Annotated in this window: 14 protein-coding genes and 1 pseudogene; 12 read left to right on the top strand and 3 right to left on the bottom strand. The window is 73.1% G+C overall.

Features of this window, described 5'->3' with window-relative positions; translation table 11 throughout:
* Positions 1-21: 21 nt before the first annotated feature.
* From LWC35_RS17795 to LWC35_RS17765, 7 genes are read left to right on the top strand one after another with little or no spacing between them, the layout of a single operon-like run.
* Positions 22-819: an alpha/beta fold hydrolase gene (locus tag LWC35_RS17795; protein WP_232871270.1), complete on the top strand. Its 798-nt coding sequence runs from the start codon at positions 22-24 to the stop codon at positions 817-819.
* 18 nt (positions 820-837) lie between these two features.
* Positions 838-2,028: an LLM class flavin-dependent oxidoreductase gene (locus LWC35_RS17790; RefSeq protein ID WP_232871269.1), complete on the top strand. Its 1,191-nt coding sequence runs from the start codon at positions 838-840 to the stop codon at positions 2,026-2,028.
* 27 nt (positions 2,029-2,055) lie between these two features.
* Positions 2,056-3,372: an MFS transporter gene (locus LWC35_RS17785; RefSeq protein WP_232871268.1), complete on the top strand. Its 1,317-nt coding sequence runs from the start codon at positions 2,056-2,058 to the stop codon at positions 3,370-3,372.
* On the top strand, positions 3,369-4,178 hold the full coding sequence (locus LWC35_RS17780) for an SDR family NAD(P)-dependent oxidoreductase (RefSeq protein WP_232871267.1): 810 nt from the start codon (positions 3,369-3,371) through the stop codon (positions 4,176-4,178). The genes LWC35_RS17785 and LWC35_RS17780 overlap by 4 nt, the downstream gene beginning before the upstream one ends.
* 4 nt (positions 4,179-4,182) lie before the next feature.
* Positions 4,183-5,151, top strand: a complete 969-nt coding sequence (locus tag LWC35_RS17775) for an NAD-dependent epimerase/dehydratase family protein (RefSeq protein WP_232871266.1) — start codon at positions 4,183-4,185, stop codon at positions 5,149-5,151.
* Complete coding sequence (locus tag LWC35_RS17770; RefSeq protein WP_232871265.1) at positions 5,148-6,116, top strand: NADPH:quinone reductase; 969 nt, start codon at positions 5,148-5,150, stop codon at positions 6,114-6,116. The genes LWC35_RS17775 and LWC35_RS17770 overlap by 4 nt, the downstream gene beginning before the upstream one ends.
* Entirely contained in the window at positions 6,113-6,922 is an 810-nt protein-coding gene (locus LWC35_RS17765; protein ID WP_232871264.1) for an MBL fold metallo-hydrolase, read from the top strand. Before LWC35_RS17770 ends, LWC35_RS17765 begins: the two co-directional genes overlap by 4 nt.
* 189 nt (positions 6,923-7,111) lie before the next feature.
* Here LWC35_RS17765 and LWC35_RS17760 read toward each other — a convergent pair.
* A pseudogene (locus LWC35_RS17760) lies at positions 7,112-7,762 on the bottom strand (alpha/beta hydrolase); the annotation flags it as partial.
* Position 7,763: 1 nt separating this feature from the next.
* Between LWC35_RS17760 and LWC35_RS17755 the strand changes: the two are divergent.
* Complete coding sequence (locus LWC35_RS17755) at positions 7,764-7,964, top strand: hypothetical protein (RefSeq protein ID WP_232871263.1); 201 nt, start codon at positions 7,764-7,766, stop codon at positions 7,962-7,964.
* A gap of 68 nt (positions 7,965-8,032) precedes the next feature.
* Here the strand turns inward: LWC35_RS17755 and LWC35_RS17750 are convergent, their stop codons facing one another.
* Positions 8,033-8,977, bottom strand: a complete 945-nt coding sequence (locus LWC35_RS17750; RefSeq protein WP_232871262.1) for an NADP-dependent oxidoreductase — start codon at positions 8,975-8,977, stop codon at positions 8,033-8,035.
* A 110-nt stretch (positions 8,978-9,087) separates the two neighbouring features.
* Between LWC35_RS17750 and LWC35_RS17745 the strand changes: the two genes are divergently transcribed.
* Positions 9,088-9,606, top strand: a complete 519-nt coding sequence (locus tag LWC35_RS17745; RefSeq protein WP_232871261.1) for a MarR family winged helix-turn-helix transcriptional regulator — start codon at positions 9,088-9,090, stop codon at positions 9,604-9,606.
* 518 nt (positions 9,607-10,124) lie between these two features.
* On the opposite strand, the gene LWC35_RS17740 is transcribed toward LWC35_RS17745, so the two are convergent.
* On the bottom strand, positions 10,125-10,337 hold the full coding sequence (locus LWC35_RS17740; RefSeq protein ID WP_232871260.1) for a hypothetical protein: 213 nt from the start codon (positions 10,335-10,337) through the stop codon (positions 10,125-10,127).
* 204 nt (positions 10,338-10,541) lie between these two features.
* On the opposite strand from LWC35_RS17740, the gene LWC35_RS17735 reads away from it, so the two are divergent.
* The 3 genes from LWC35_RS17735 to LWC35_RS17725 all read left to right on the top strand — a co-directional run bounded on the left by LWC35_RS17735 (position 10,542) and on the right by LWC35_RS17725 (position 15,239).
* On the top strand, positions 10,542-11,273 hold the full coding sequence (locus LWC35_RS17735) for a dienelactone hydrolase family protein (RefSeq protein WP_232871259.1): 732 nt from the start codon (positions 10,542-10,544) through the stop codon (positions 11,271-11,273).
* Between the two features lie 139 nt (positions 11,274-11,412).
* Positions 11,413-12,042 (top strand): TetR/AcrR family transcriptional regulator, encoded by a 630-nt coding sequence (locus tag LWC35_RS17730; RefSeq protein WP_232871258.1) that lies wholly within the window; start codon positions 11,413-11,415, stop codon positions 12,040-12,042.
* Entirely contained in the window at positions 12,039-15,239 is a 3,201-nt protein-coding gene (locus LWC35_RS17725; RefSeq protein ID WP_232871257.1) for a carboxyl transferase domain-containing protein, read from the top strand. The genes LWC35_RS17730 and LWC35_RS17725 overlap by 4 nt, the downstream gene beginning before the upstream one ends.
* The last annotated feature ends 4 nt before the right edge of the window (positions 15,240-15,243 follow it).

Raw genomic sequence — 15,243 nt, 5'->3', positions numbered from 1 at the left:
CGGCCCGAGTTGGAGGCACCTGTGCAGACACTTGACCTGGTCGACGCCGGCGTCGGCGTCGAGTTCCTCCCCGGAGTCCCCCTCGACACCCGTCGCAGCGGGACGGGCGAGCGGGTGGCCCTCGTGCTCCCCGGCGCCGAGCGCGCCGACGAGGACGCCTCGTTCCTCGACGCGTTGGCCGAGGAGTTCACCGTCGTGGCGCCCTCGCACCCCGGCTTCGGCCGCTCGCCCCGGCCGGACTGGTGCCGGTCGGTCGACGATCTCGCCTACCTCTACCTGGAGTGGCTCGACCGGTCCGGGTGCACCGACGTCACGGTCGTCGGGCTGCAGTTCGGCGGGTGGGTCGCGCTGGAGATGGCGGTCCGCAGCTGCGCGCGGATCGGCCGGCTCGTGCTGGTCGACGCGCTCGGGGTCAAGCTCGGCGGCCGGCTGGACCGCGACGTCGTCGACCTCTTCGCCACGCCGCACGAGGAGCTGGACCGGCTGACCTACGCGGACCCGCGGCACGCGCTCGGCGACCTCGGCGCAGCTCCGGTCGAGGCGGTGCTCGAGGTGGCGCGCAACGAGGAGGCGCTCGTGACCTACGGGTGGGAGCCCTTCCTGCACAATCCGCGGCTGCCCGACTGGACCTGGCGCATCTCGGTACCGACCACGGTCGTCTGGGGCGACCGCGACGGCATCGTCGCGCCGGACCACGGCCGCGGCCTGGCCGAGCGGATCCCGGGTGCCCGGTTCGAGCTCGTCGACGGCGCCGGGCACCGTCCGCAGGTGGAGCGTCCGGAGGACCTCGCCCGGCTCGTCGCCAAGTCCGCCGTCTGATCCCGAGGAGGGAACCCCGTGCAGCACTGGCACTTCAGCGAGACCGCCTACCCCGATCTCCCCGAGCCGGGCGAGTACTCCTCGATCCGGGTCACCCTGCCCAACGGCCTGATCGACCCCGCGCACGCCGCGGCTCTGTGGGACCGCTACATCCGCGAGTGGCAGGTCGCGGACGAGTGCGGCCTCAACGTGATGGTCAACGAACACCACTCCACCGCGACCTGCATGAACTCGGTCGCGCCGGTCGTCGCCGGGGTGCTGGCCCGGGTGACCTCGAAGGCCCGGATCCTGCTGTTGGGCAACCCCGTGGCGAACCGCAAGGACCCCGTCCGCATCGCCGAGGAGATGGCGCTGGTCGACCTGCTCAGCCACGGCAGGCTCGAGGTCGGCTTCGTGAAGGGCGTGCCCTACGAGATCGCCGCCACCAACACCAAGCCCATCGGGATGACCGAGCGCATGTGGGAGGCGATCGACCTCATCACCCGTGCCTGGTCCACCCACGACGGCCCCTTCAACTGGGAGGGTGAGTACTTCCACCACCGCCAGGTCAACATCTGGCCGCGGCCCTATCAGCAGCCCACCCCGCCGGTCTGGGTCACGGCGGTCAGCCCCGGCAGCGCCGCGCGGGTGGCCGACAACGGCTACACGATCGGCACGTTCCTGACCGGCCTCGACGGGACCCGCCGCGTCTTCCAGGAGTACCGGGACCGCCTCGCCGAGACGGGCAGGCCGGCCGCCGGGGACGAGAAGTTCGGCTACGCGGCACTGGTCTACACCGGACGGACGGACGAGGAAGGGCTGGAGGGGGCTCGCAAACTCCTCTGGTACATCCACTCCAACAAGGTGGCGACCGAGTTCCTCTACCCGCCCGGGTACATCCCGTACCAGGCCAGGGCCGCGGGGCTGCGGGCCCGCAGCGCGATCGGCGACCCCGCCCTGCTGCCCGGCCAGGGTGGCCGGGTGTCGAAGGACCTGTCGACGATGTCGCTCGACGAACTGATCGAGAAGGGCATCGTGTTCGCCGGCAGCCCCGCGACGGTCGCCGGGCAGCTCGAACGCTTCCACGAGCACGTGGGCGGCTTCGGCAACCTGCTGCTCATGGGACAGGCCGGGCACCTGACCCACGAGGAGACCGTGCGCGGTCTCCGGATCTTCGCCGAGGACGTCGCCCCCCGGCTCGACCGTGTGACCGATCCCGTCGCCGTCTGATCCGCCCCCGATGAGCTAAGGACAACGATGTCTCAGTCATCCCCGCCCGACGCGGTGAGCTCGCCCCCCGCGCCGGCCCCCGCAGGGCTCTCCCGCCGGTCCGTCGTCGCCGCGGGCACCGGCAACGCCCTCGAGTTCTACGACTTCGCGATCTTCGCCTCGCTCACGCCGGTCATCTCGCAGCTGTTCTTCCCCTCGGGGGACCAGCTGGCGGCGATCCTCTCCACCCTGGCCCTCTACGCCGTCGGGTTCGTGATGCGGCCGGTGGGCGCCATCGTGTTCGGCAGGCTCGCGGACCGGCTCGGCAGGCGGATCCCGCTGGCGATCTCCGTCCTGCTCATGGGCGTGACCACGGTGCTGATCGGCGTCATGCCCACGTACGCCCAGGCCGGGGTCGTGGCGCCGCTGCTGCTCTGCATCGCGCGCCTGTTGCAGGGGCTGTCCGTCGGTGGCGAGTTCGGGACGTCCGCCAGCTTCCTGGTCGAGCACGCGCCGCGGCACCGCCGCGGCCTCTACGGGTCCTTCGCCTTCTTCTCCTCGACGGCGGGCAGCGTGCTCGGCGCCCTGGTGGTGCTGCTCCTCACGATCGGGATGCCCGCGGACGCGCTCAGCGGCTGGGGCTGGCGGATCCCGTTCCTGCTCGGCTTCCCGCTGCTGGTGATCGGGCTCTATCTGCGCTACCGGATCGCCGAGTCGCCGGAGTTCGAGGCGGTCAGGGCCGAGAACGCGCGGGCGAAGAGTCCCCTGCGAACGCTCTTCCGCGAGCACTGGCGCGCGTTCCTGACGCTGATCGGGATCTGCATCGGGTTCAGCGTCGCGTCCGCCACCGCGCAGGCCTTCGTGCTCACCTACATCCGCACCGTCGTGGGGCTGCCCGCGGTGCAGGCGTTGACCAGCGTCGTCCTGGCCACGACGTTCGGAGTGGTCATGGTGCTCGTGTTCGGTCACCTGTCGGACCGGTACGGCCGACGGACGATCCTGATCTTCGCCTGTGTGCTGACGGTGCTCCTGCCCTACCCGAGCCTGCTGGTGATGAGCTTGTCGGGCTTCGGGTCCGCGCTGCTCGGCCAGCTGATCCTGTGGGTGCCGGTGGCGGCCTTCGGCGGGGCGATCCCGGCGCTGTTCGCGGAGCTCTTCCCCACGAAGGTGCGGGCCTCGGGCTTCGGGATCGGGTACGGCTTCGGCTCCGCGATCTTCGCGGGCACGGCGCCGTTCGTCGCGACGCTGCTGATCGAGCTGACCGGGAACACGCTCTCCCCGGCCTGGTACATGACGGCGGCCGGACTGGTCACCCTCGTCGTGGTCGTCACGTCGGTGTCGGTGCGTCGGAGCTCGGTGTCATGAGCTCGGGGCGGCTGACCGGAAGGTCGGCGCTGGTCACGGGCGCCGGCTCGGGGATCGGGGCGGCCACGGCCGAGGTCTTCGCGCGAGAGGGGGCCCGCGTCGTCGTCGCGGACCTCGACAAGGCGGGTGCGGCGGCCACGGTCGAACGGATCCGGGACGAGGGGGGCGTCGCCGAGCCCTACGCCGCGGACGTCTCCGACGAGGCGGAGGTGGAGGCACTCGTCGACTTCACCGCGCGGACCTTCGGCGGCGTGGACGTCCTCCAGAACTACGCCTCGAACCGGGGCGTGGTGGCCGAGGACGTCGCTCTGGCCGGCGCCGACGCCTCGGCGTGGGCGCGGCAGCTCGGCGTGGACCTGATGGGTTGCGTGTTCACCGCGAAGTACGCCCTGCCGCACATGCTCCGGCGAGGCGGCGGGAGCATCACCAACGCGTCGTCCCTGGTCGGCTGGCTCCCGTTGGAGTCGCGGCCGGCCTACGCCACGGCGAAGGCGGGGGTGATCGGGCTGTCGAGGTCGATCGCCGTCGAGTACGGCAGGCAGGGGATCCGGTGCAACGTCGTGGCACCGGGCCCGATCGTCTCGCCCGGCACGGAGGGCATGTACACCGCGGAGCAGACCGAGGTGCTCGCCGAGCACATGGCCGCCCCGCGTCTCGGCCGCCCCGACGACGTCGCGTTGGCCGCGTTGTTCCTCGCCTCGCCGGACGCCGCGTTCATCAACGGTCACGTGCTCGTCGTCGATGGTGGGATGTCGGCGTACGCGCCGATGGTGCCGTCCTTCCGGCGGCTGGCGCGGGAGGAGTGAGCCGATGCGGGTGACGGTGACGGGCGGCCTCGGGGTCAACGGGGCCTGGGTCGTGCGGGAGCTCCTCGGCCGCGGGCACGAGGTGGTGGTCGTCGAGAACCGCGAGGACCTGACGCTGGTGCAGGACGTCGCGGACCGGATCGAGCTGGTCGTGAGCGACATCCGGGACGCGGACCGGCTGACCGGGGCGATGCGCGGTTCCGAGTGCGTCGTGCACCTCGCGGCGTTCGTCGCCGCCGAGCAGGATCCGCACACGGCGATCGCCGTGAACATCGGCGGCACTGCGCAGGTGTGTGCGTCGGCCGCCGCCGCGGGCGTCCGACGGGTGGTGAACACCAGCTCGAAGGCGGTCTACGGCCCGACCACGGGCAAGCGCGGCTTCCCGACCTACGAGCCGATCACCGAGGACGGGGAGCGGCTGCCCCGCGGGATGTACGACATCACCAAGACCGCCGCCGAGGACGTCCTGGGCTGGTACGGCCGCACCACCGACCTGGAGTGCGTCAGCCTGCGGTTCTCCACGATCTACGGGCCGGGGAAGCTGCAGCGCCACGGCGGGAACGTCGGCATCGGCCTGGTGTCGGCCTACAGCGCGATGATCGAGCTGCCCGCCGGCGGCCTGCCGTTCGCCCTCGCCCACGGCGGGGAGGAGCGGGACGACCTCGTCTACGTCCTGGACGTCGCCGAGGCGATCGCCACGGTGGTGGCGGCCCCGGAACCGCTGCGCCATCGGGCGTACAACGTGTCCAGCGGCCGTGCGCTGTCGGTGGCCGAGTTCGCGGACGTCATCCGGACGGTCCTCCCCGCGGCCGAACTGGACGTCGGCCCGGGACTGAACCCCATGGACGCGAAGGAGAGCGCCTACATGGTCCTGGACAACACGCGGATCGCGGAGGACCTGGGGTGGAGCCCCCGCTTCGACCCCGAGCGGGCGGTCCGCCACTACGTCGGCCACGTGCGGGCGCAACGGTGAGGGCCGCCCTCTACCAGCGGCCCGGCCCCGCGGCCGAGGTGCTGGAGGTCGTCGACCTGGAGGCGCCGGCGCCCGGCCCGGGGCAGGTGCGCGTCCGGATGGCCACCTCGGGGGTCAACCCGACGGACTGGAAGGGGCGTGCCGGGCTCACCGCCCGCCGCCCGGACGGCTTCCAGGTGCCGCACCACGACGGCGCCGGGGTGGTCGACGCGCTCGGGAAAGGGGTCGTAGGGCTCACCGTCGGGCAGCGGGTGTGGCTGTACCTGGCGGCCTATCGCAACCGGTACGGGACCGCGGCCGAGTACGCCGTCGTGCCGGCGGTGCAGGCCGTTCCGTTGCCGGACACCGCCTCCGACGACCTGGGGGCCTGCCTCGGCGTGCCCGCGCTGACCGCCGCGCACTGCCTCGGCGGGGCGCCCGAGGGGCTGAAGGGGCGGACCGTGCTCGTCGCCGGGGGAGCGGGGGCGGTGGGGCACTACGCGATCGAGCTGGCGCGTGCCGCCGGGGCACGGGTCGTCGCGACCGTGAGCTCACCCGAGAAGCAGGCCCTGGCCGAACAGGCGGGCGCCGAGCACGTCGTGCGCTACACCGCCGCGGACGCCGCCGACCGCATCCTCGAGCTGGTGGGGCCCGTCGACCGGATCGTCGAGGTGGCCCCGATGGCGAACCTCGACCTGGACCTGCGGGTGCTCGCCCGCGGCGGCACGATCGCGACCTACGCCGCCGACGAGACGCTCACCCTGCCCGGCGGGGCGCTGATGAGCGCGAACGCCGTGCTGGTGTTCGCGCTGCTCTACACCGTGCCCGCGGAGCAACTGGCCGCGGCGGTCCGGTGGACGTCGGAGGTCCTCGCGACCGGTGGGCTCACGGCGCTGCCGATCACCTCGTATCCGCTGGAGCGGGTGGCCGAGGCACACGATGCGGTGGAACGCGGAGCCGTCGGGAAGGTGGTGGTCCGGCCATGAAGATCGGGTCGATCGAGGTCCTTCCGGTACTCGACGGCGACGCGCGGTTGCCGCTGGACATGGCCGTGCGGCACGTCCGGGGCTCGGCCTGGGACTGTCCGCACCAGCCGTTGGACGCCGAGGGCAGGGTCCACATGGGCATCGGCGCCTTCCTCGTCCGGAGCCGGGACCGCACGGTCCTGGTCGACCTCGGTGCGGGGAACGGCTTCATCCACGAGGCCTTCACGACCGGTGACCTGCCCGCGAACCTGATCGGGGCGGGGGTGGCGCCGGAGGACGTCACGGACGTCGTGTTCACGCACCTGCACGTGGACCACGTCGGCTGGGCCACCACACAGGGCCGGCCGACCTTCCCCCGCGCGACGTACCGGGTGCACGCCGCGGACTGGGCCTACTTCCTGCACGGCGCGGGCGCGGAGGACACGATGTCGGAGGCCCTCGCACCCCTCGAGGCCCAGCTGGAGACCTTCGACGAGGAGGTCGAGCTGCTCCCGGGCCTGCGCGCCCGCCCCGCACCGGGCCACACCCCAGGCTCCACCGTCTTTGTGCTGAGCGACGCGGGGGAGCGCGCGCTGCTGCTCGGGGACGTCGTGCACACGGTCAACGAACTCACCGACCCGGAGTGGGAGGGGATGTTCGACGTGGACAGGAGGGCCGCCAACGCCGTACGCGCCGCGATCGCCGACGAGCTCGCGGCCACCGGCGATCTCTTCGCCCCCGCGCACCTCCCGGGCCTGTCCTTCGGGCGGCTGGTCACCGCCGGCGGACTCCGCGAGTTCCGGTTCAGGAGCGACGACCCGCAGTAGGAGTCCTCGTCCGCGCGATGGCGGACGAGCTGCCCAGCCTGGCCTGGACAGGCGCTTGCGCCTGGGGCGGCCGCCGTCGTGTCCGACGGCCGCCGCGCGAAGCGAGAGGGACTTCAGGACGCGGACGCGGTCGGCGATCGCGCGGCGGCCGACGCCCGAGTCGAAGGCGATGGAGTCGAACTCGTGAGGCACCCCGGGGTGCAGGTGGAACTCGGTCGGCACGCCCGCGCGGCTGAGCCTGATCGCGTAGGCGGCGGCCTCGTCGCGGAAGACGTCGATCTGGCCGATCTCGATGTAGGCCGGCGGTAGGTCGCGCGCGTCCTCCAGGCGAGCAGGGGCTGCTGTGGCGGGCACGTCCGGCCCGCCGTCGGCTGCGCCGAGCAGCGCGGGCCATGCGGTGTCGCTGTCGTCGTAGGACCACAGCGCGAACGGCGCGATGTACGGGTCCGGTGTGCGGGTGCGGTCGTCGAGCATGGGCATGATCAGGATCTGCCGGGCGATCGCGGGGCCGCCGCGGTCGCGGGCGAGGATGGCCAGCCCGGCCGTCAGGCCGGCACCGGCGCTGTCGCCCATCACGGCGATCCGCCGGGGATCGACGCCGTGCTCGCTCGCGTGCTCGTGGAGCCAGCGCAGCGCGGCGTAGCCGTCCTCGAGCGGGGTGGGGAAGGGGTGTTCCGGCGCGCGGCGGTACTCGACCGACAGGAACGGCACGCCGCTGGCCGAGACGTAGCGCGAGACCGCCCCGTCGAAGTGGTCGATGTGGCCGAAGATGTAGCCGCCGCCGTGGAAGAACAGCACGGCAGGCCCCGGCGCCGCGCCCGCCTTGGCGTACCAGCGCATCGTGATCCGCGTTCCGTCGTCGGCGGTCGCGTACTTCTCGACGGCCGTGACGTCGGCCGGCACCGGTTGGGCCTTGTCCGCGGCGCCGATGATCGCCTCCCACCTGACGCGGCGGCCTTCGACGTCGCCGACGGCGGGCGGGGTGGCAGCGGCCATCGCCTCGCCCAAGGGGGCGATGGCGGCCGCGAACTCGGGGTCGTAGGTGAAGGACATGATGTGCCTCGTGTCTCCTGCGCGTGGGGTGGTGCGAACCGGGCCGGCCGGCCCGGCTCAGGCGGTGGGTGCGAGGACGACGACCTTGCCCGCGACGTCGCCGTCGGCGGCGCGGCGGTGGATCGACGGCAGGTCGCCGAGCGCGACGCGTTCGGCGATGTCGACGGTGAGCTCGCCGCGGTCCACCCGGGCGACGAGTTCGGCGAGCTGGGCGGCGTCGCTGCGGACGAACAGGTCGATCCCGCGCACCCCCCGCTGCTCGTCGGCGGGTGCGGGCATCCACACCGTGGTGCTGACCACGACGCCGCCGTCGCGGACCCGGCGGGCCAGCGTGGCGAACTGCTCGGGGGTGATCGGGGCCAGGTTGAGCAGCACGTCGACCGGCTCGTCGACGGCGTCGGCGACCTCGGTGGTGGTGTGGTCGATGACCTCGTCGGCGCCCTGCTCGGTGAGTTGCTCGCGGCTGCGGGGGCTGGCGGTGGCGCTGACGTGGGCACCGGCGGCCTTGGCCAGCTGCACGGCATAGCCGCCCACGGCCCCGCCGGCGCCGACGATCAGGATCCGCTGCCCGGCGGTCAACCGGGCGTGCTCGAACAGGGCCTGCCACGCGGTGAGACCCACCAACGGCAACGCGGCGGCATCGCCGAGCGGGATCGTCGTGGGGGCCGGCGCCAACCCGTCGGCGGGCGCGATGACGTACTCGGCGGAGGCGCCGTCGGCGACGAAGGGCAGGAACCCGATGACCTGGTCCCCTACTTCGAGGCCCCGTACGTCGTCGCCGAGCGCGTCGACGGTGCCCGCCACGTCCAGGCCAGGGATGTGCGGCAGCGTCAGCGGCATGGGCTCCTGCATGAAGCCGGCCCGGATGTTGGCGTCGACGCCGTTGAAGGTGGTCGCCGCCACCCGCACCCGAACCTGTCCGGCGCCCGGCGTAGGGGTGTCGACGTCCTCGTAGCGCAGGACGTCCGGGTCGCCGTACTCGTGGAACACGACAGCCTTCATGGCGATGCCTCTCTCGGCTTGCGATGTACTTCGAATCCGAAGCACATGGAGGACGCTAGCAGTGCTTCAAATCCAAAGCAAGTGATTCGAAGACGAAGTACGATGCCGCCATGTCAGACGCTGCTTCGCCCCTGGACGCGGTCGAGCTGGGCGCCTACTTCGCCCTGATCGAGGTGGCCGATCTGTTGCGCCACACCGTCGAGCAGCAGCTGCGCGAGGAGGGCGATCTCAGCTACGTGCAGTTCCAGCTGCTGGCCCGGCTGGGCCTGGACTCGCCGACCGGCAGCGAGCGGATGACGGATCTGGCCGACGGCGTCGTCTACAGCCGCAGCGGGCTGACCTACCAGGCCGGGTTGTTGGAGAAGGCGCAGCTGGTGACGCGGGCTCCGGCCGCCGACGACGAACGGGGCGTCACGGTCACCATCACCGACGCGGGCCGGGCGCGGGTCGCCAAGGTCTTGCCCGGGCACGTGCAGGTCATCAGGGACCTCCTGCTGCAACCGCTGGCGCGCGAGCAGGTCGAGACCCTCCACGCCGTGCTCGAATCCGCGCGCGAGCACATGCGGGCGGCCCCACCGCGCTCGGCCCGGCAGCGCCGGCGCAAGCGCAACCCGGAACCGACGGCCTGATCGGCGCCCCCGACCGACCCCGACGTCGCACGGCAGGCGATCGAGGAGGTGGCGGGAGGGAGCGCGAAGGTGGCGGTCGAAGAGCGACGCGGGGTCTCGGCGGGCCCTGGCGGCGCGCGGGGCCGGGTCCGGATGGGGCCGATGACCAGCTCGTGGACCCCGGGGGCCGCGGCTGCCGAGCTCGGCGGTGAGCGAACGGACGAGCGACTTCTTCGCGGCGTTGGTGGCACCGGCGAGCGCGGCGAACGGGTAAGGGATCTCGCCGCTGAACCCGGCTGAGGTGGATCAGCGCTCCGGTGCGGGCCACCAGCGGGATGATCGTGCATTGGGCGTGGAAGTGCGCCGTGAGGTTGGCGTCGATCATGCGCTGCCACGTGTCCTCGATCGTATCGATCAGGCCGATCCGCCCGGGTGGCCCCCAGCTGCCGATCGTGAAGACGGCCCCGTCGAGGGTGTCGATGCCGGCCCGGGCCAGCTCCTCCCGGAGGTCCGTCGCGGCGCTGGTGACGTCAACGGGATCAGGCGGAGCCCGGCGGCATCGGGGAGAGGTGGAGCGCGCGCGGCTGCTCGGGGACGTCGTGCACACGGTCGGCGAGCTCACCGACCCGGAGTGGGACAGGATGTTCGACGTGGACCGGGGCGCCGCCAACGCCGTAGGCGCCCGGACCGCCGACGAGCTCGCGGCCACCGGCGATCTCTTCGCCCCCGCGCACCTCCCGGCGCTCCGTCATCGGGGGATGGACGGACAGCCGGATCCTCCCCGAAAACCGTTCGGGCGACGACGGCGGCACTGCTAGGTTTCCGCGAGCCGTGCGAGAGGACGAGGAGGTGGGACCCGTGAACGTGGCGACAGGGGTGCTCCCCTCCGAGGGCACGGTCGGACGCTAGGTCGTCGTCCGGGAGCGCCGCCCCGAGCACTCCTGGAAGGTACGACCATGCGTTTCGTTTCCGAACAGCGCTTCGACGACGGCGTCCTCGAACGCGGGTTCACCCTCGGCGAGATCCCCGGCATCCTGTGGACGCCCGGCCCCGCATCCGCACCGGCCCCGCTGATCCTGCTCGGTCACCCCGGCGGACTGCACAGGATGTACCCCCGGTTGGTCGCCCGGGCCCGGCACTCCGCGGCCGAGGGCTACGCCGCGGCCACGATCGAGCTCCCGGGGAGCGGTGACCGGCCCCGTTCCGCCGCCGCCGAGGAGGCCCGGGCCGACCTTCGCCGGGCGGTGGAGGCCGGCGAGCCGGTCGGCGACGACATCATCGACCGGCTCGTCCTCCCGCTGGTCGACGAGGCGGTTCCGGAATGGCGGGCCGCCCTGGACGCCCTCCTCGCGCTGCCCGAGATCGGCGGCCCGGTCGGCTACGCGGGAGGGGTGATCGCGATCGGTACCCGGCTCGCGGTGGTCGAGCCGCGCCTCTCCGCCGCGGTCCTGTTCGCCGGCAGTTTCGTGCCCCGCAGGATGTTCGACGAGGCCCGGCAGGTCACCATCCCGCTGCTGGTCCTGCTGCAGTGGGACGACGAGGGGAACGACCGACAGCGGGCCCTGGACCTGTTCGACGCCTTCGGCGCCGAGGAGAAGACGCTGCACGCCAACATGGGCGGGCACACCGGCGTCCCGCAGTTCGAGGCGGACGCCGGGAACCGGTTCTTCGCCCGGCACCTGACGTGAGGCCGTGCGCCGGACCCTCGTCCGCGATGAGCCTCCTCTGGTCAGGTCCGCGGCGTTGACCTGGCCCCCCAACCCCTCATACGCTCCGGTATAAACCGGCGGGTCGAACGTCGGACGCGACGACGCGCCGGGAGGGTCGGTGGCCGAGATCGGCCTGCGGGGCAGCGCCGTCCGCGATCCCGAACAGCGCGAGGCGCAGCGCCGGCGGATCCTGGCGGCCGCGGCGGAGGTGTTCGCCCGCAAGGGGTACGAGGCCGCGACGATGGAGGACATCGCCGCCCGGATGGGCGTGAGCAAGGGCGTGCTCTACTACCAGTTCCGCAGCAAGCAGGAGCTGGTCGTGGAGACCCGGCGAGCCACCTCGGGGGCGGCGGTCGACCGGCTCACCGAGATCGTGCAGCGACCCGAGAGCGCCCGTGTGCGCATCGAGGCCGCCCTGCGGGATCTCGCGGCGACGGCGTTCGACCCGCTCGCCAGGCACGTGATCCTCCTGCCGGTGCTGCACGGCCTGGACCAGCGGCACCTCGACGAGGTCCGGACCATCGAGCGCCGCTACGAGCGGCTGCTCGAGACGCTGCTGCGCGAGGGCGTGGCCGAGGGCAGCCTCGTGGTCGACGACGTGAAACTCACCGCGTTCACCCTGATCAGGGCCTGTTTCGGCCCGGCGGTCTGGTACCGGCCGGACGGCGGGCTCGACGAGTTCCAGATCGTCGACCGCCTCGTCGCGCACCTGCTGCGCAGCATCACCGCACGACTGGAGGTCCCGTGACCCTGCTCGTCGCCAACCGGGGCGAGATCGCCGTCCGGCTCGTCCGGGCCGCCCGCGAGCTGGGCCTGCGGACGGTCGCCGTGTTCGCGCCCGAGGACGCCGGCGCCCCGCACGTCACGCTGGCGGACGAGGCGCACGAGCTGCCCGGCTCCGGCGTGGCCGCCTACCTGGACCAGGACGCGCTCCTCGAGGTGGCCACCCGTGCGGGAGCCCGGTTCGTGCACCCCGGCTACGGCTTCCTCAGCGAGAACGCCGCCTTCGCCCGGCGGTGCGCCGACACCGGCCTGACCTTCGTCGGCCCACGACCTGAGCTGTTGGACCTGTTCGGCGACAAGGTCCGCGCCCGTGCGACGGCCCAGGAGGCCGGCGTCCCGGTCCTGCCCGGCACCCTCGGGCCAACCTCGCTCGACGAGGCCGCGACCTTCCTCGCGGAGCACGGCGCCGTGATGCTCAAGGCACTCGCCGGCGGGGGCGGCCGCGGCATGCGGGCCGTGACCGGGGCGGACGACCTCGCCGACGCGTACGCCCGCTGCCGTTCCGAGGCCGAGCAGGCGTTCGGGTCGGGGGAGCTGTACGTGGAGAAGCTGGTCGGGGCGGCGCGGCACATCGAGGTGCAGATCGTCGGGGACGGCGCGCAGGTCCGGCACCTGGGCGAGCGGGACTGCTCGATCCAACGCCGGCACCAGAAGCTGGTCGAGATCGCCCCCGCGCCGTTCCTGGACGCCACGGTCCGGCAGCGGCTCCTCGACGCGGCCGTCGCGATCGGCCAGCATGTCGGCTACGAGAGCCTGGGCACCGTCGAGTTCCTCGTGCACGGCGACGACGTGTGGTTCCTCGAGCTCAACCCCCGGCTCCAGGTCGAGCACACCGTGACCGAGGAGGTCACCGGCGTCGACCTCGTCGAGACCCAGATCCGGCTCGCACAGGGCGGCGCGCTGGACGTCGACGGACAGCCGCGGGGGTTCGCGATCCAGGCCCGGGTCAACACCGAGGAGCTCGACGAGGACGGCACGCCCCGCCCCCGGGCGGGCCTGCTCACCGCCTTCGACCCGCCCTCCGGCCCGCACGTGCGGGTGGACACCTACGGCTACACCGGCCTGCGGACCAGCCCGCGGTTCGACTCGTTGCTGGCCAAGGTGATCGCCCGCGGCGCCTCGTTCGCCGACGCGGCCCGGCGCGCGGACGCCGCGCTGGCCGAGTTCCGGATCGAGGGGCTCGCGACGACGATCCCGTTCCTGCGCGCGGTGCTGACCCATCCGGACTTCACCGGCGGCCCGTCGGACACCGGGTTCGTGGCCGCGCACCTCGCCGAGCTGCGGAGCACCGCCCTGCCGGTCCGGTTCCCCACCGCCCCGGAGGCGGCACCGACGGCCGCGGTCGTCCCCGTCGACGGGATCACGGCGCCGATGGACGGGGTCGTCGTCGAGTACGCGGTCGAGCCCGGTGCCCGGGTCCGCCGCGGCGAGCGCCTGCTGGTGCTCGAGGCGATGAAGATGGAGTTCACGGTCCGCGCCGAGACCGCGGGCACCGTCGGCCGGTTGTTGGCCGAGGTCGGGGCGGTCGTCGAGGAAGGCGCGCCGCTGCTGGTGCTGGAACCCTCGGCGGCGGACGACGGAGAGGTCACGGCGGACGTCCCCGCGGTCGACGAGGGCTGGGAGCGCGAGGCGGAGGAGGTCCACCGCCGCCGGGCCCTCGGCCGCGAGATGGGTGGGCCGGAGAAGATCGCCCGCCAGCACGAGAGCGGCCGGCTGACCGTGCGCGAGCGGATCGATGCGCTGGCGGACAAGGGCAGCTTCTCCGAGATCGCCCCGCTCACCGGCTTCGCCACCTACTCCGAGGACAACGAGCTGGCTGCGCTGCTGCCGGTCAACTTCGTCTCCGGTACGGCCCGGATCGACGGGCGCCGCGCCGTCGTCGGGGCGGACGACTTCACCATCCGTGGCAGCTCCGGCGACGCCGCGATCTGGCAGAAGCAGGTCTTCACCGAGGAGTACGCGGGCGCGATGCGGCTGCCGGTCGTCCGGCTGCTCGACGGGGCGAGCGGCGGCGGGAGCGTCGTCACCGCGCAGCGCAACGGCTACCACTACCTGCCGGTCAACCCGGGGTGGGACGCCGTCGTCGAGAACATGTCGCTGGTCCCGGTCGTCTCGGCCTGCCTCGGCCCGACGGTCGGGCTGGGCGCCGCGCGCCTGGCCATGTCCCACCTGGCGCTGATGGTCGAGGGCATCGGGCAGGTCTTCACCGCCGGGCCGCCGGTGGTGAAGGGCAGCTCCGGCGAGGACCTGACCAAGGAGCAGCTCGGCGGCGCGGAGATCCACCGCAACAACGGCCTCGTGGAGCGGTTCGTCCGCAGCGAGGCGGAGGCCTTCGGCGTGATCCGGGGCTTCCTGTCCTACCTGCCGCAGAGCGTGTTCGAGGTGCCCCCGGTCGTGCCCGGCGAGGACCCGGCGGACCGGGTGGAGGAGAGCCTGCTGCGGGCCGTGCCCCGCAACCCCCGCGAGCCCTACGACGTGGACGCCCTGCTCGAGGCCGTCTTCGACCAGGGCTCGGTCTTCCGCTACGCCGAGTACGGCGGCGCGACGGTGACCGCGCTCGCCCGGCTCGACGGGCACCCGGTCGGCGTGATCGCCACCGACCCGACCCGAGGCGTGACCATCTCGGCGGAGGGCGCGCAGGCCATCACCCGGCTCGTCGACCTCTGCGAGACCTTCCACCTGCCGCTGGTCAGCCTCACCGACCAGGGTGGCGCCTCGATCGGCTCGGGCGCCGAGCGCAAGGCCACCATCCGCTTCGGAGTCCGGGCCATCGCCGCGGTCTACCAGGCGCGGATCCCACAGGCCGAGATCGTCGTGCGGCGGGTGTTCGGGGTCGGCGGGGCCGGGATCGTCAACCGGCACCGGCCGAACCGGACGTGGGCCTGGCCCTCGGCGACCTGGGGCTCGCTGCCCGCGAAGGGCGGCGTCGAGGCGGCCTTCCGCGCGCAGCTCGCCAACGCGCCGGACCGGGCGGCGGAGATCGCCCGGATCGAGCGCGAGCTGGAGGCGCTGGCCTCGCCGTTCCGGACCGTCGAGCGGTTCGGCGTGCAGGACCTGATCGACCCCCGCGAGAGCCGGGCCGTGCTGTGCGAGTGGGTGCGCGACGCCTACCGCCTGCTGCCCGAGCAGCTCGGCCGCCCCGCCTTCGGCACGCGCCCCTGAGGAG

This window comes from Pseudonocardia kujensis, assembly GCF_021283305.1.
In the GTDB taxonomy this organism is placed as follows: Bacteria; Actinomycetota; Actinomycetes; order Mycobacteriales; family Pseudonocardiaceae; genus Pseudonocardia; species Pseudonocardia kujensis.
The sequence above is the reverse complement of the archived record's forward strand: the minus strand, read 5'-3'. Positions and strand labels throughout refer to the sequence as shown.

Bases quoted from the DNA above. Each gene is read 5' to 3' on its own strand.
- LWC35_RS17785 (WP_232871268.1), top strand. From the start codon at position 2,056: ATGTCTCAGTCATCCCCGCCCGACGCGGTGAGCTCGCCCCCCGCGCCG.
- LWC35_RS17780 (WP_232871267.1), top strand. From the start codon at position 3,369: ATGAGCTCGGGGCGGCTGACCGGAAGGTCGGCGCTGGTCACGGGCGCC.
- LWC35_RS17775 (WP_232871266.1), top strand. From the start codon at position 4,183: ATGCGGGTGACGGTGACGGGCGGCCTCGGGGTCAACGGGGCCTGGGTC.
- LWC35_RS17765 (WP_232871264.1), top strand. From the start codon at position 6,113: ATGAAGATCGGGTCGATCGAGGTCCTTCCGGTACTCGACGGCGACGCG.
- LWC35_RS17750 (WP_232871262.1), bottom strand. From the start codon at position 8,977: ATGAAGGCTGTCGTGTTCCACGAGTACGGCGACCCGGACGTCCTGCGC.
- LWC35_RS17745 (WP_232871261.1), top strand. From the start codon at position 9,088: ATGTCAGACGCTGCTTCGCCCCTGGACGCGGTCGAGCTGGGCGCCTAC.
- LWC35_RS17740 (WP_232871260.1), bottom strand. From the start codon at position 10,337: ATGACGGAGCGCCGGGAGGTGCGCGGGGGCGAAGAGATCGCCGGTGGC.
- LWC35_RS17735 (WP_232871259.1), top strand. From the start codon at position 10,542: ATGCGTTTCGTTTCCGAACAGCGCTTCGACGACGGCGTCCTCGAACGC.